Source organism: Pelagovum sp. HNIBRBA483 (assembly GCF_040931995.1).
Lineage (GTDB): Bacteria > Pseudomonadota > Alphaproteobacteria > Rhodobacterales > Rhodobacteraceae > JAEPMR01.
The window spans coordinates 2,228,107-2,241,717 of record NZ_CP162412.1; the positions used below are offsets into that span (position 1 = coordinate 2,228,107).

Here is a 13,611-nt window from a genome sequence, read left to right on the forward strand (position 1 = left end):
AGATTATGAAATTTCAACAAGGATCGACTGGTTCACTTAACAAATTTGAGAAAAGAATTGCAAAACGCCTACTGAACGACGGCTTAAATAGCCAAGACGTCCACGCGCGAATACTTTTTGGACGGAAAACTAGTGTAAATTTTGCACGAGTGACGTCAGTCAAAGCTGACCTACAGCAATTATCGGCAACAGACGAAGAGCTTGAAGATTTTTTGCTTTTTAAGCGAATGCATGACCCAAGCACCGGCCTAAACCCGTTTCAAGATGAACGACTTGTCAGGTCCCGAGAGGCGATGAAACTCGCCGTTGGCGTATTTAACAACCCTTCAATCCTATTTCGAACCCAAGCGTTTACTGTCCTGTCGGTAATCGCTTGGACTTATGCCGTCCTTGAGTACGCCCATCGGAAAGGCCTTCCAACAGAACGAAGAGACGGAAAGGCGATCTCCCTTTCTGATTTCTTGGGGCTGCCAGAATGCCCACTTTCCGACGGTGTATCCAACAACCTTAAGTCTGTTATACGTCTAAGAGATTTAGTTGAGCACCGCCTTCTATCAGCAGAAGATCCAAAATGGATTTCGCTATTCCAGTCGTGCTGCCTGAATTACGAAAAATTCATCACTGAACAATTCGGAAAATCTGTTTCGCTAGCTGAAGATTTGAGTTTCTCTCTACAATTTTCCGGCCTATCTCTCGACCAAGCAACAAATATGGTTCGCGCAGGGCTATCAAACGAGGTCCAAGCAATCAACCGAGAGCTGTTTGATCATATGACAGATGCTCAGCGGTCTGATCAGGAGTTTCAATTTTCGGTTATTTTTACAACTATTGCTGCTTCAAAATCTAAAGCTGCTTTTCAGTTTTTGTCAGCTGACTCCCCCGAGGGGAAGGAGATTTCGCAAGTATTGGTGAAACATAAACCATCGGCCGAGACTCACCCTTTTCGAGTGAAGGATGTGGTCGCAGCCGTTAAAAAAAGGACGGGAAAGAACTTCAACACCACCAAACATACCACTGCATGGAAAGAGAATGAAGTTCGTCCGGATGGAAACTCTGCATCACCAGAAAAAACAAAAACGGACTATTGTTTCTACAATCCAACATTCAGAGAATACTCGTATAGTCAAATGTGGATCGACTTTTTAGTGAACAATCTGAATGAAAACGGGATCGATGAATAGCTATGCCCACCGTCAAAAACTTCATCCGCACCATCCCCGATTTCCCCAAGCCCGGCATCCAGTTCCGCGATGTCACCACCCTCTTCAACGATGCCCAAGGCTTCCGCATGGCGGTCGATCAGCTTCTGCATCCCTATGCTGGGGCGCAAATTGACAAGGTTGCAGGGCTGGAAGCACGCGGCTTCATCCTCGGCGGCGCTGTCGCGCATCAGCTGGGCAAGGGCTTTGTCCCGATCCGCAAGAAGGGCAAGCTCCCTGGCAAAACAATCGAGCAAGCCTACCAGCTCGAATATGGCGAAGCGGTGATGGAACTGCATGATGATGCCCTCCAACCCGGCGAACGGGTGCTCTTGGTGGACGATCTCCTCGCCACCGGCGGCACGGCGGAGGCAGGCATCCGCCTAATCGAAAAGCTCGGCGCCGAAGTGATCGCCTGCGCCTTTGTGATCGACCTGCCCGATCTGCGCGGCAGAGCCCTGTTGGAAAAGCTTGGCGTTCCGGTCCACGCGCTTTGCGCCTTCGAGGGCGATTAACGCCCCTCAACAAGCGAAGCACAATTAGCCAACCAACGCCCTACCCCGCCCGCAGTACCGCGCCGGGATTGAGGATGCCTTTCGGATCGAGCGCATCTTTGATCGCCCGCATCATCGCCAGCTTCACCGGATCGCCATAGCGCTCCAGATCAGCGACCTTCAGCCGCCCGATCCCGTGTTCAGCACTCACCGAGCCTTCCATCGCGCGAACCAGATCATGCACACAGCGCTTCACGTCACCGCGCAAGCTCTCGTAATCCGCGCGGGTTTTGCCCTCGGCAGGGAACACATTGTAATGCAGGTTCCCGTCCCCGAGATGCCCAAAGCAATTGATCCGAAAATCCGCGATATCCCGCAGCTTCGGCCCCGCCACCTCGATAAATTCGGGGATTCGCGAAAGCGGCAGGGAAATATCATGCGAGCTGACAGACCCGATCCGCCGGTTCGCCTCGGGGATCGTCTCACGGATCGCCCAAAGGTCCGCCCGCTGCGCCTCATTTTGTGCGATCACCCCGTCATAGGCCAGATCAGCCTCAACCGCCGCCTCAAAAAGCCGCTCCAGCGCTGCTTCCGGCTCCAAGCCTTCCGGCAGGCCCACGTCGATCAGCACGCCCCATTCGGGCATCGGCTCCAGCGGCCAGCGCATGTCAAAACCCGCCTCGCGCAAGAAATCGAACCCCTGCCGGTGCATCATCTCAAAGGCAGATATCCCCTCGCCAATCAGCTTCCCCGCCAAAGCGAGCAGTTCAAGCGCCGCCTGCGGGCTGGATATGGCGAAGAACGCAGTCCCTTCCCGCGCCGGCACCGGCATCAGCTTCAACGCCGCAGCGGTGATGATCCCGAGCGTCCCCTCGGAGCCGATCATCAGATCGCGCAGGTCATAGCCGGTATTATCCTTCCGCAGCCGCGTCAGCCCGTGCCAGATCGCGCCATCGGCGGTCACCACCTCCAGCCCAAGGCACTGCGCCCGCGCGCTGCCATAGCGCAAGACATTCAGCCCGCCCGCATTAGTCGCCAGCAATCCGCCGATCCGCGCTGACCCTTCCGAGGCCAGCGACAGCGGAAACAGCCGCTCAACCCCCTGTGCCACCGCCTGAATATCGGCCAGAATACAGCCTGCCTCAGCAACGAGTACATTCTCGTCGGCCCGCACATCGCGAATGCGGTTCATGCGTTCCAGCGAAAGGATCACCGGCGCGGCACCACCTTCCTGCATCTGCCCACCGACAAGGCCCGTACCGCCGCCGTAAGGCACAATCCCGACACCAGCTTCCGCACAGGCCCTCACGACAGTCGCCACTTCCTCAACAGAGGCAGGCGCAATCACCCGCCCCGATCCCTGAAAGCGGCCACGCGGTTCGGTCAGGTAGCTATCGGTTGTTTCACGCACTGCGCCCGCGCCCAAACGCTGCGCAAGCGCGTGGATAAATCCGTCCGTAACCGCATTCAGGGTCATCGCGCCACCTTTCGAAACTCCGCGCCCAAACGTAAACGTCGCGCCGTTAGCCCGCGTCTGTCCGCCCACGCCGATCGCTGCGCAAATTGGCATAGAGCACATGGTTCCGCCAGCGCCCATTGATCTGCAAATAGCTCTGCGCCACGCCTTCGTATTTGTAGCCGCAGCTTTCCAGCAAGCCACGCGATGCGGCATTTTCCGGCAGGCATCCGGCCTCAAGACGGCTGAGGTCCATCACGGTGAACGCATAATGCACCAGCGCCTTCAGCGCCTCTCGCATATAGCCGTGGCGGGCATAGCGCTCGCCGATCCAATAGCCCGTGGTGCCAGCCTGTGCGGGGCCACGGCGGATATTGTCGAGCGTCAGCGCGCCGACCAAGCGCTCGCCCTCGCGCTCGAACAGGAACAACGGCACCGCAGCCCCGTTGGCAATCGACCGCTGCGCCCAGTACACGCGATTGGTGAACCCCTTGCGCGACAGATGATCGCTCGCCCATGTCGGCTCCCACGGCGTAAGGAATTCGCGGCTCTCACTGCGCAGGTTGGCCCATTGCCGGTGATCGCCATGCTGCGGCGGGCGCATAACAAGACGCTCCGTCTCGATCTGTATCTTCGGCCGCCGCCCCAGCATTACGCTGCAAACCTGTCCCGCAAATCGCCGAGGCTGGGGGCATCGCCAGCAGGCCCGTAAAGCGCCATCGAGGTGCCGCAGCTCCCCGCCATGCGTGCGCCAAAGGCCCGCGTATCGGCCAGCGTCACGGCGTCGATCCGTTCGACTGTCTCTTCAATCGAACTCACCCTCCCGAAAACCTGCAACATCCGCACAAGGCGTTCGGCGCGGTTCGACGGGCTTTCCAATCCCATCAGCATCCCTGCCTTGATCTGCGCCCGCGCGCGGGCCAGCTCGGCCTCGCTCATATCGTCAGCGGCGCGCTTCATTTCGTCCACCGTCACCTCGGCCAACTCGCGGATCAGCCCGCCCGATGTGCCCGCATAGACGGTCATCATGCCGGTATCCTCATAGGCGCCAGCTTGCGCAAAAATCGTGTAGCACAGCCCGCGCCGCTCCCGCGCTTCCTGAAACAGCCGTGATGACATCCCCCCGCCCAGAGCCGTCGCATATATCTGCGCGGTATAAATCGCCGGATCGTAGAAATCCGGCCCCTCGAAGGCCAGCGCCATATGCACCTGCTCCAGCGCCTTGTCCTCGCGGTACTCACCACCTGTCCAGCGGGCAGGCACCAAGCCATGCGCCTTCGGGCGTGGCTTCAAATGGCCGAAGATTGCCTCCGCCTGTTTCATGATCGCGTTATGATCCACCGCACCCGCCGCGGCCAGTACCATCTGCTCCGGCCCGTAATGTTCGGCCACGAAGCCAGCCAGATCATCACGGCCAAAGCTGCGCACCCGCTCGGCGGGGCCAAGGATCGTGCGGCCAATCGGCTGATCGGCATAAGACACTTCCTGCAACCAGTCGAAAATGATGTCGTCAGGCGTATCGAGCGCCTGCCCGATCTCCTGCAAGATCACCCCGCGCTCCACCTCGATCTCCGCCGGATCAAAGACAGGGTTCAGCAAGATATCCCCGATCAGGTCCAGCCCGAGCGGTATGTCCTGCTGCAAAACCCGCGCGTAATAGGCGGTCATCTCGCGGCTGGTATAGGCGTTGATATAGCCGCCCACATCCTCGATTTCCTCGGCGATCTGGAGCGCGCTGCGCCGCGCCGTTCCCTTGAACGCCATATGCTCAAGGAAATGCGCAATGCCGTTCTGCTCAACCCGCTCATGGCGGCCACCCGCCATCACCCACACGCCGATAGAGGCCGATTGCAGCCCCGGCATATGTTCGGTGACGACCCTCAATCCATTGGGTAACGTATCAAACCGGACGCTCAATTCTGCACCTTTTCGGCTATCCGTGCGCGGATGATGGATTGCAGCGACGCAAGATCATTCGCCACCCGCGTCACCCGTTCTTCACGCTCGAACAGGTCCGCCATGCGCGGCGGCAGCGCCGGATGCACGCCCGTCGCCGCTTCCACTGCGGCGGGGAATTTCGCCGGATGCGCGGTCGCCAGCGTGATCATCGGCACGTCGGAGAGATGCGCCTCCGCCACCTTCACGCCCACCGCCGAATGCGGGCAGAGGATTTCGCCGGTCACATCCCGCTGCGCAGTGATCGTGGCGCTGGTTTCCTCTTCCGAGGCACGGCCACTGTCAAAATGGCCCTTGAGCCACTCGAACGCACCCTGACTGATTGCAAAGCCGCCCTTATCTTTCAGGTCGGCCATTTGTTCAGCCACGACCTTGCCGTCACGCCCGTAGGCATCAAAAAGCGCGCGCTCGAAATTCGACGACACCTGAATATCCATCGACGGGCTGATAGACGGGGTCACGCCCTCTTTCGTCTGGGTGCCGGTTCCCATCGTGCGGTGCAGAATGTCGTTCTGGTTTGTCGCAATCACCAGCCGCTCGACAGGCAGCCCCATCATCTTGGCAATATAGCCCGCGAAAATGTCACCGAAATTGCCAGTCGGCACAGTAAAGCTCACCTTGCGGTGCGGCGCGCCAAGGCTCACAGCCGAGCTGAAGTAATACACCACCTGCGCCAGCACACGGCCCCAGTTGATTGAGTTCACCCCCGCCAGCGCCACTTCATCGCGGAATTGGAAATCGTTGAACATATCCTTCAACGCCGCTTGGCAGTCGTCAAAGTCACCATCAACGGCCAGCGCATGCACGTTGGCCTCGCTCGGCGTCGTCATCTGGCGGCGCTGCACTTCGCTCACCCGCCCATGCGGGAAAAGGATGAACACATCTACATTGTCCAGTCCACGAAACGCCTCGATCGCCGCACTTCCCGTATCGCCACTTGTCGCACCAACAATGGTGATCCGTTTGCCCGACCGCGTGAGCGATGCCTGAAACATTTGCCCAATGAGCTGCATGGCGAAATCCTTGAACGCCAGCGTCGGCCCGTGGAACAGCTCCAGCAGGAAATGGTTCGGCCCCAGTTGCACCAAAGGCGCCCGTGCGGCATGACCAAAGCCTGCGTAAGCGGCGTCGATCAAGCTGCGAAACTCCACGTCAGTAAATGTCTCGCCAATAAATGGCCGCATCACGCGAAAGGCGATCTCCTCATAGGACTGCCCCGCCATCGCAGCGATCTCGTCTGTGCTCAGCGTCGGGATCGTCTCGGGCACATACAGCCCCCCGTCACGGGCAAGGCCGGTCATCATCGCCTCTTCAAAGGTCAGGGCCGGAGCCTCACCCCGTGTCGAAATATAGCGCATCGCGTATCAGTCCTTTCGGCGTGCAATTCGGGTCAGCAGATACAAGGTCATCGCCGCCCATACAGCCGCCAGCAAGAACCATGTTATCGCGTATTCTCTGTGATCGTTCTTGATCCCGCGCGTGTCTACCGGCAGCGGCGTCAAACGCGGGTCGGGTTGCGACGTGCTGCGCAACACCACCATCAATCGCTCGGTGTCCAGCGCCTCGGCCATCGGGCCAATGTCACGGGCAAACCAGATGTTCTTTTCCAGATCGGGCGCAGGGGTGGAGGAGTTCACATCATCCGGCCAGATCAGGTTCGCCGTTACCTGCACCGGCGCGCGGGGGCTGACCTGATCCTTCGCTTCCAGCGGCAACAGGCCATGATCCATCAGGATGCGGCGGCCTTCGTCGGTCTCGAAGGCGGTGATCACGCGGTAGCCGGTGCCCGCAGCGGTGCCGCTCACGAGCACATGCAATTCCCGTTCGCCCGCCGTCCCGCTCAACGTCACCGCGCGATATTCATCGTCCAATTCGTTGGGCGCCTCTTTCAGCGCCACCGGCTCCGCCGCGATGCGCGCCTCGATCTCGTTCAGGATGCCCCGCTTCCAGTCAAGCCGCTGCACCTGCCAGACCCCAAGCGTGATCAGTACAGCACAGCCCGCAAGCCCGAGCAAAACCGGAAATATATACCGCCGCATGTCGATCCCCGAACTGGACCCTAAAATGAGAAACGCGCGGAGCACTGGCCCCGCGCGTTGCGTCTTATCCTGTCTCAGCGGAGGGGGGAACCCTCCCCGATACGTTAGCCGCCCCAGATGTAGACAGCGGCGAAGAGGAACAGCCACACAACGTCAACGAAGTGCCAGTACCAAGCTGCCGCTTCGAAGCCCACATGCTGCTCCGGCGTGAAATGGCCGCGCAGGACACGGAACAAACACACCAGCAGGAAGATCGTCCCGATCAAGACGTGGAAGCCGTGGAAGCCCGTCGCCATGAAGAAGTTTGCGCCGTAGATGTTGCCAGAGAAGCCAAAGGCAGCGTGGCTGTATTCGTAGATCTGGAACACGGTGAACAGCGCACCCAGAGCAACGGCCAGAATCAGGCCCAACTTCGTGTCTTCGCGGTTGTTTTCATGGGACAGCGCATGGTGTGCCCATGTCGCAGCCGCGCCCGAGCACAGCAGGATCAGCGTGTTGATCAGCGGCAGGTGCCAAGGGTCGAATGTCTCGATGCCAGCGGGCGGCCAAACGCCGTCCACCATCGGGCTGTCCGGCCCCATCGGGTACATGGCATGCTTGAAGAAGCTCCAGAACCACGCGGCAAAGAACATCACTTCCGACATGATGAACATGATGAAGCCATAGCGAAGGCCGATCCGCACCACGGGGGTGTGGTCGCCGGTCTGGCCTTCATGCACAACGTCCGACCACCAGCCATACATGGTGTAAAGCACACCAACAAAGCCGACGAGGAAGGCCCACGGACCGCTATCCTTCATCCACAGGACGGCGCCAAAGAGCATAACGAATGCCGACACCGAGCCCAACAGGGGCCAGATCGACGGTTGAAGAATATGGTAATCGTGGTTCTTTTCGTGCGCCATGTCGGTTTTCCCTGGGGCCTTTTCTCTAGTTAGTCTCTATGGCGTCTGGCGACGCGGTTGTCAAAGCCGCCTGCACTTCTTCTTCAGGCAGGTCGATCTGGTAGAATGTGTAGCCGAGCGTGATGGTGTGGACGTATTTGCCCTCGCGGTCGTCCACGATTGCAGGATCCACAAAGAAGCTCACCGGCATTTGCACCGTTTCACCCGGTTGCAACACCTGTTCGGTGAAACAGAAGCATTCGATTTTGTCGAAGAAAACGCCAGCCTCATATGGGGCAACATTATAAGCTGCCTGCCCTGCCACCGGCTGATCGGTCGGGTTATGCGCCTCATAAAACGCCAGCGCCGTTTCCCCAATGCGCACGGTCATTTCCCGTTCTACGGGCGTGAAGGTCCACGGCATGTCTCGCTCAAGCGAGGCGTCGAAGCGCACCTTAATCGTCTGATCCAGAATCACGTCGCTGCCTGCCTCGGCAACATTTGTTACCCCGCCAAAGCCCGTCACGCGGCAGAACCAGTCGTAAAACGGCACCGACGCCCACGCCAGCGAGCCCATCAAAACAACCACACCAACCGCTTGCACAGCGGTCTTTTGAGGGCCTTCCAATGTCTTGCCAAACAACCGCATTACTGTGCTCCGTCCTCCGTACCTGTCTGCGCGTCAGGCACGAGCTGTGGTCGTGCCACATGATCGAAACGTTCAAATTTGCCAGCTTCACCCAGCTGGATGACCTTCACCACCGTGAGGCCAAAAACAATCGCGATGAACACGGCGAGGATGGCCCCCACCCCCAGATTGCGCCCCTTGCGGCGCGTATGGATCTCATGCTCGACCTTTATTGCCATCACCAGCCTCCCAATCCCCACGGGGCCAGCGCAGTCTCTGCCAGCAGCGCACTGAAATGTGCAAAAAGATAATAGAGCGAAATGCGGAACACGCGCTTTTCGACGGCGTGATTGTCCGCTTCCGAGGCCGCGTCGTCACGCTTCCACAGCGCCACAGCGCCTTTCAGGAACCATGCGTTCATCACTACCGCCACGGCGAGGTAGATCGGCCCGCCGATCGAGGTGAACGCGATGCCCAACGCCACCGGCACCAGCGCCAGCGTGTAGCCGAGGATATGGTTGCGCGTCACGCGGCGGCCATGCGTCACGGTCAGCATTGGCACGCCCGCATTGCCGTAATCGGATTTCACAAACAAGGCCAAGGCCCAGAAATGCGGCGGCGTCCACATGAAGATCAGTGCGAACATCAGCGCGCTTTCCACGCTCACGCTCCCCGTCGCAACGGCCCACCCCACCATCGGGGGGAATGCACCAGCAGCACCACCGATGACGATGTTCTGCGGCGTCGAGCGCTTGAGCCACATCGAGTAGACAACCGCGTAAAAGAAAATGGTAAAGGCCAGCAAGCCCGCCGCGACGAAATTCGTCGCCAGCGCCAGCAACACAACCGAGAATACCGAAAGCGTCAGCCCGATGGCGAGCGCTTCTTCCGGTGCCACGCGGCCCGAGGGGATGGGCCGCTTCGCGGTGCGCTTCATCTTCACGTCGATGTCCGCGTCCCACCACATGTTCAGCGCACCAGATGCTCCCGCGCCGACAGCAATGCACAGGATGCCAACAAAGCCGATATAGGGATGCACCGGCACCGGCGCGACCAACAGGCCAACGAGCGCGGTAAAAATAACCAGCGACATCACACGCGGCTTCAGCAGGGCGAAATAATCGCCCATGCCTGCTTCGCGTCCGGTGTCTTGTGCACTGATATCTGTCATCACTGATCCAGATAGAAGGCGGGAGCGCCAGTTACAGATCGGGCGACATTATGCCGCCCGAAGTCGTTGGTATCGGGTCTTAGACGCCGTATTCCAGCTTGGCTTCTGCCAGCCATGCGTCATAGGTTTCTTGGCTAACGACCTTGACGGTGATCGGCATGAAGGCGTGATCTTTACCGCAAAGCTCGGAACACTGGCCAAAGTAGATGCCTTCCCGCTCAGCGGAGAACCAAAGCTGCGCCAAACGGCCCGGAACGGCGTCTTGCTTCACGCCAAAAGCGGGGATCGTCCAAGAATGGATCACATCGGCGCCCGTAACAGTCATCACGACGGTCTTGCCGACCGGCACCACAACGGCGGTATCGGTTGCCAGCTTGAATTCCTGATCCGAATAGCCTGCTTCTTCGAGCTGCGCAGAAATCGAGTCGTTCAGGTTGCCTTCACCATAACCAATCATGAAACTGTCGAAGGCCACGCCTTCGTCAACATATTCGTAACCCCAGTACCACTGGTAGCCGGTGACTTTGATGTTGATGTCGCCTTCGGGGATTTCCTGCTGCTTGAACAGGACCGGCAGCGAGAAAGCACCGATAAAGACGAGAATCACGATCGGGATGATTGTCCACGCAACCTCGAGGGGCGAGTTGTGCGTAAAGGTCGCCGGTGTCGGATTCACGCGCTTGTTGTAGCGAACGATCACATAAGCCAGCAGGCCGATCACGAAAATGGTGATGCAGGTGATAATCACCAGCAGCAGGCCGTCGAGCCACTGGAGGTCGCGGGCCAGTTCAGTAGCAGCCGGTTGGAAACCGAGCGCCTGATCGATGGGAGCCCCGACAATGTCGAGATCCTGATTAACGGCCTGCGCAGAGGCAGCAGCACCCGAGAGGATCAGGCCGGCGGTTGCCGCAAGCTTGGTGACGAAATTGGTCATACGCATGTCATACCCTGTTCTGTCTGGCGCATTCGCGCCCCTGAAGGACACCATACCCTGCACGCGGGCAGGAATCCCGTTGTATCCGGCGATGCATGTCCCATATCCTGAGCAACAACTCAAGAAGTAGCATTGCGGCAAACGGCCGCTTTTCGTGATTGAAACGTACCTGCAAGGAAAAAAAGCATGTCCGATACTCCGTTTCGCCCGTTCGAAAGCCATCTGGACGCTGAAACCGCCCTCTCGCTGCTGCGCGAAGCCACCCTTGGTGCCGATGATGGCGAGCTGTTTTTCGAACGCCGCCGCTCGGAAAACCTCAGTTTCGATGACGGACGGGTGAAAAACGCCAGTTTCGATGCCTCCGAAGGATTCGGCCTGCGCGCCGTGCGCGGCGAAACGGCGGGCTATGCCCATTCCTCGGCGATCGACGAACATGCCCTGCGCCGCGCGGTTTCCACCGCCCGCCTTGCCGTGGGTGAGGGCGGCGGCACGATGGCCGCAAGCCCGCAAGCCACCAATCGCAAGCTCTATTCCGATGCCGACCCGATGTTGGACGCGACATTCCCCGCCAAAATCGACATCCTGCGCGAAATCGACGATTACGCCCGCAGCCGCGATGCCCGCGTCGTGCAGGTCAGCGTCAATCTCGCCGCCTCCCATCAGGAAATCGTCATTCTGCGCCCCGAAGGAACCCAAGTCGGCGACATCCGCCCGATGGCGCGGCTCAATGTTTCGGTGATCGTCGAGCAAGACGGCCGCCGCGAAAGCGGCATGTCCGGCGGCGGCGGGCGCACCGGCCTCAGCGGCTTGATCGATCCCGCGCATTGGAAGCCTGCCGTCGACGAAGCCCTGCGCATCGCGCTGGTAAATCTCCGCGCCGAACCCGCGCCAGCGGGCGTGATGGATGTGGTGCTTGGCCCCGGCTGGCCGGGCATCCTGCTGCACGAGGCCATCGGCCACGGGCTGGAAGGTGATTTCAACCGCAAAGGCACCTCCGCCTTCGCCGGTCTGATGGGCCAGCGAATCGCGGCACCGGGCGTGACGGTCCTCGATGACGGTACGATTCCCGACCGGCGCGGCTCTATTACCATCGACGACGAAGGCACCCCGTCGGCCAAGAATACACTGATCGAGGACGGCATCCTCGTGGGCTATATGCAAGACCGCCAGAATGCCCGCTTGATGGGCGTCGCGCCCACCGGCAACGGCCGCCGCGAAAGCTACGCTCACGCCCCGATGCCGCGCATGACCAACACCTATATGCTTGCAGGCAATGCCGATCCCGCCTCCCTCGTGGCCGAATTGAAGGACGGCATCTACGCCGTTGGCTTCGGCGGCGGTCAGGTCGATATTACCAACGGAAAATTTGTATTTTCCTGCACCGAGGCCTACCGCGTGAAGGACGGCAAAGTCGGCGCGCCCGTGAAAGGCGCAACCCTCATTGGCGACGGCGCCACCGCGCTGCAACAGATTCGCGGCATCGGCAATGACCTGCAACTCGATCCGGGTATCGGCAATTGTGGTAAGGCCGGCCAATGGGTGCCGGTGGGTGTTGGTCAGCCCTCGCTGATGATCGGCGGGCTGACCGTTGGCGGTGCTGCCGCCTGATAAGAGCGCCCTTCACGGCCTCTTTTGCCGTTTACATGCCGTTAACTCCGCCCGTTCTACAACTGCGTTGCAACAGGCGGAGCACGGGATGACCGACCCTTGGCATCTTTCAACTCACCCCCCACTCCCACCCACCACGGAGGATGACAGGATCTCTGCGCTCCGCCTGTTGCGATCACCGCGCATCGGGCCGCGCAGCTATCACCGTCTGTTGGCCGAATATGGCAGCGCTGCCGCCGCCCTTGCCGCCCTGCCCAAAATCGCCCGCGCCGCAGGGAACCTGCACTATCACCCCTGTACGGAGGCCGACGCCCTCCGCGAACTGCGCGCCGGCAAAAAAGCGCACGCCCAACTGATCGCCTTCGGCACGCCCGCCTATCCGCCACTCTTATCGCAGATCGACGATCCACCGCCCCTCCTCTGGGCCATCGGGGATCTCTCGCTGCTCACCCGTCCCGCCATCTCCATCGTCGGCGCGCGCAATGCCTCGTCGCTTGGCCGCCGCATGGCCCGCCGTTTGGCGGCTGAATGCGGCGAGGCGGGTATTGTCGTTGTGTCGGGCCTTGCCCGCGGCATCGATACCGAAGCGCATCGCGCCGCCCTTTCACATGGCACAATCGCCGTGCAACCCGGCGGCATAGATGTGCTCTACCCCCGCGAAAATACTGAACTGGCAGGCGAGATTGCCCGCCACGGCCTACGCCTCTCCGAGCAGCCCATCGGCATGGCCCCGCAAGCGCGGCATTTTCCCGCCCGCAACCGCATTGTTTCCGGTCTGTCGCTGGCGACGTTGGTGGTAGAGGCCGCGCAGCGCTCGGGCAGCCTCATCACCGCCGACCACGCCGCCCGCCAAGGGCGCGAGGTGCTCGCCGTGCCGGGCCACCCGCTTGATCCGGCATCCGGTGGCAGCAACCTCCTGCTGAGGGACGGCGCCACGCTGATCCGCTCCACCGCCGATATTCTCGACGCGGTGCCTGCCTTCCGTGAGGCCCCCAGCCCCCGCAAGCGCCCGCTTCCAACCCCAAATCCCCTGCGCCCGCTGCGCGAGATTGCCGATCTGCACCGCAAAATTCTCGCCCGCATCGGTCCCGCCCCAATCGCCGAAGATCAACTCGCCCGCGACCTTGGCGCCGCGCCGGAGCGCCTCGCCCCCGCGCTCACCGATCTTGAACTGGACGGTGAAATCGCCCGCCATTCCGGCGGCACCGTGCGCAAAGCGAAATAGCGCAACAGCATCGTCCG

General features: G+C 60.2%; 14 protein-coding genes. 4 read left to right on the forward strand and 10 right to left on the reverse strand.

The window, feature by feature from the left end:
- Window positions 1–5 precede the first annotated feature (5 nt).
- Both AB1E42_RS10925 and AB1E42_RS10930 read left to right on the forward strand, forming a co-directional pair.
- Window positions 6–1,181: a DUF3644 domain-containing protein gene (locus AB1E42_RS10925; protein WP_368344275.1), complete on the forward strand. Its 1,176-nt coding sequence runs from the start codon at window positions 6–8 to the stop codon at window positions 1,179–1,181.
- Between the two features lie 2 nt (window positions 1,182–1,183).
- A complete protein-coding gene (locus AB1E42_RS10930; RefSeq protein WP_368344276.1) occupies window positions 1,184–1,714 on the forward strand; it encodes an adenine phosphoribosyltransferase in 531 nt (176 codons plus the stop codon).
- A gap of 40 nt (window positions 1,715–1,754) precedes the next feature.
- Here the strand turns inward: AB1E42_RS10930 and AB1E42_RS10935 are convergent, their stop codons facing one another.
- The 10 genes from AB1E42_RS10935 to coxB all read right to left on the reverse strand — a co-directional run bounded on the left by AB1E42_RS10935 (window position 1,755) and on the right by coxB (window position 10,767).
- Entirely contained in the window at window positions 1,755–3,170 is a 1,416-nt protein-coding gene (locus AB1E42_RS10935) for an FAD-binding oxidoreductase (protein ID WP_368344277.1), read from the reverse strand.
- A 46-nt stretch (window positions 3,171–3,216) separates the two neighbouring features.
- Window positions 3,217–3,801 carry a GNAT family N-acetyltransferase gene (locus tag AB1E42_RS10940; RefSeq protein ID WP_368344278.1) on the reverse strand — a complete coding sequence of 195 codons (585 nt, stop codon included), beginning with the start codon at window positions 3,799–3,801 and terminating at the stop codon, window positions 3,217–3,219.
- Complete coding sequence (locus tag AB1E42_RS10945) at window positions 3,801–5,066, reverse strand: M16 family metallopeptidase (RefSeq protein ID WP_368344279.1); 1,266 nt, start codon at window positions 5,064–5,066, stop codon at window positions 3,801–3,803. Before AB1E42_RS10945 ends, AB1E42_RS10940 begins: the two co-directional genes overlap by 1 nt.
- On the reverse strand, window positions 5,063–6,463 hold the full coding sequence (gene thrC, locus AB1E42_RS10950; RefSeq protein WP_368344280.1) for a threonine synthase: 1,401 nt from the start codon (window positions 6,461–6,463) through the stop codon (window positions 5,063–5,065). The genes AB1E42_RS10945 and thrC overlap by 4 nt, the downstream gene beginning before the upstream one ends.
- A gap of 6 nt (window positions 6,464–6,469) precedes the next feature.
- Window positions 6,470–7,144: an SURF1 family protein gene (locus AB1E42_RS10955; protein ID WP_368344281.1), complete on the reverse strand. Its 675-nt coding sequence runs from the start codon at window positions 7,142–7,144 to the stop codon at window positions 6,470–6,472.
- 104 nt (window positions 7,145–7,248) lie between these two features.
- The gene (locus AB1E42_RS10960; RefSeq protein WP_368344282.1) at window positions 7,249–8,049 is read right to left on the reverse strand and encodes a cytochrome c oxidase subunit 3; all 801 of its coding nucleotides are present in this window, start codon (window positions 8,047–8,049) and stop codon (window positions 7,249–7,251) included.
- A 25-nt stretch (window positions 8,050–8,074) separates the two neighbouring features.
- The gene (locus AB1E42_RS10965; protein WP_368344283.1) at window positions 8,075–8,677 is read right to left on the reverse strand and encodes a cytochrome c oxidase assembly protein; all 603 of its coding nucleotides are present in this window, start codon (window positions 8,675–8,677) and stop codon (window positions 8,075–8,077) included.
- On the reverse strand, window positions 8,677–8,895 hold the full coding sequence (locus tag AB1E42_RS10970) for a hypothetical protein (protein ID WP_368344284.1): 219 nt from the start codon (window positions 8,893–8,895) through the stop codon (window positions 8,677–8,679). Before AB1E42_RS10970 ends, AB1E42_RS10965 begins: the two co-directional genes overlap by 1 nt.
- Window positions 8,895–9,827, reverse strand: a complete 933-nt coding sequence (cyoE, locus tag AB1E42_RS10975) for a heme o synthase (protein WP_368344285.1) — start codon at window positions 9,825–9,827, stop codon at window positions 8,895–8,897. Before cyoE ends, AB1E42_RS10970 begins: the two co-directional genes overlap by 1 nt.
- 79 nt (window positions 9,828–9,906) lie before the next feature.
- Complete coding sequence (coxB, locus tag AB1E42_RS10980) at window positions 9,907–10,767, reverse strand: cytochrome c oxidase subunit II (protein WP_368344286.1); 861 nt, start codon at window positions 10,765–10,767, stop codon at window positions 9,907–9,909.
- Between the two features lie 180 nt (window positions 10,768–10,947).
- Between coxB and tldD the strand changes: the two genes are divergently transcribed.
- Window positions 10,948–12,369 carry a metalloprotease TldD gene (gene tldD, locus AB1E42_RS10985; protein WP_368344287.1) on the forward strand — a complete coding sequence of 474 codons (1,422 nt, stop codon included), beginning with the start codon at window positions 10,948–10,950 and terminating at the stop codon, window positions 12,367–12,369.
- An 88-nt stretch (window positions 12,370–12,457) separates the two neighbouring features.
- Complete coding sequence (gene dprA / locus AB1E42_RS10990) at window positions 12,458–13,594, forward strand: DNA-processing protein DprA (RefSeq protein ID WP_368344288.1); 1,137 nt, start codon at window positions 12,458–12,460, stop codon at window positions 13,592–13,594.
- Window positions 13,595–13,611: the final 17 nt, after the last annotated feature.

Excerpts from the sequence above, each read along its gene's own strand:
- AB1E42_RS10925 (WP_368344275.1), top strand. The coding sequence starts at position 6 with ATGAAATTTCAACAAGGATCGACTGGTTCACTTAACAAATTTGAGAAA.
- AB1E42_RS10930 (WP_368344276.1), top strand. The coding sequence starts at position 1,184 with ATGCCCACCGTCAAAAACTTCATCCGCACCATCCCCGATTTCCCCAAG.
- AB1E42_RS10935 (WP_368344277.1), bottom strand. The coding sequence starts at position 3,170 with ATGACCCTGAATGCGGTTACGGACGGATTTATCCACGCGCTTGCGCAG.
- AB1E42_RS10940 (WP_368344278.1), bottom strand. The coding sequence starts at position 3,801 with ATGCTGGGGCGGCGGCCGAAGATACAGATCGAGACGGAGCGTCTTGTT.
- thrC (WP_368344280.1), bottom strand. The coding sequence starts at position 6,463 with ATGCGCTATATTTCGACACGGGGTGAGGCTCCGGCCCTGACCTTTGAA.
- AB1E42_RS10955 (WP_368344281.1), bottom strand. The coding sequence starts at position 7,144 with ATGCGGCGGTATATATTTCCGGTTTTGCTCGGGCTTGCGGGCTGTGCT.
- AB1E42_RS10960 (WP_368344282.1), bottom strand. The coding sequence starts at position 8,049 with ATGGCGCACGAAAAGAACCACGATTACCATATTCTTCAACCGTCGATC.
- AB1E42_RS10965 (WP_368344283.1), bottom strand. The coding sequence starts at position 8,677 with ATGCGGTTGTTTGGCAAGACATTGGAAGGCCCTCAAAAGACCGCTGTG.
- AB1E42_RS10970 (WP_368344284.1), bottom strand. The coding sequence starts at position 8,895 with ATGGCAATAAAGGTCGAGCATGAGATCCATACGCGCCGCAAGGGGCGC.
- cyoE (WP_368344285.1), bottom strand. The coding sequence starts at position 9,827 with ATGACAGATATCAGTGCACAAGACACCGGACGCGAAGCAGGCATGGGC.
- coxB (WP_368344286.1), bottom strand. The coding sequence starts at position 10,767 with ATGCGTATGACCAATTTCGTCACCAAGCTTGCGGCAACCGCCGGCCTG.
- tldD (WP_368344287.1), top strand. The coding sequence starts at position 10,948 with ATGTCCGATACTCCGTTTCGCCCGTTCGAAAGCCATCTGGACGCTGAA.
- dprA (WP_368344288.1), top strand. The coding sequence starts at position 12,458 with ATGACCGACCCTTGGCATCTTTCAACTCACCCCCCACTCCCACCCACC.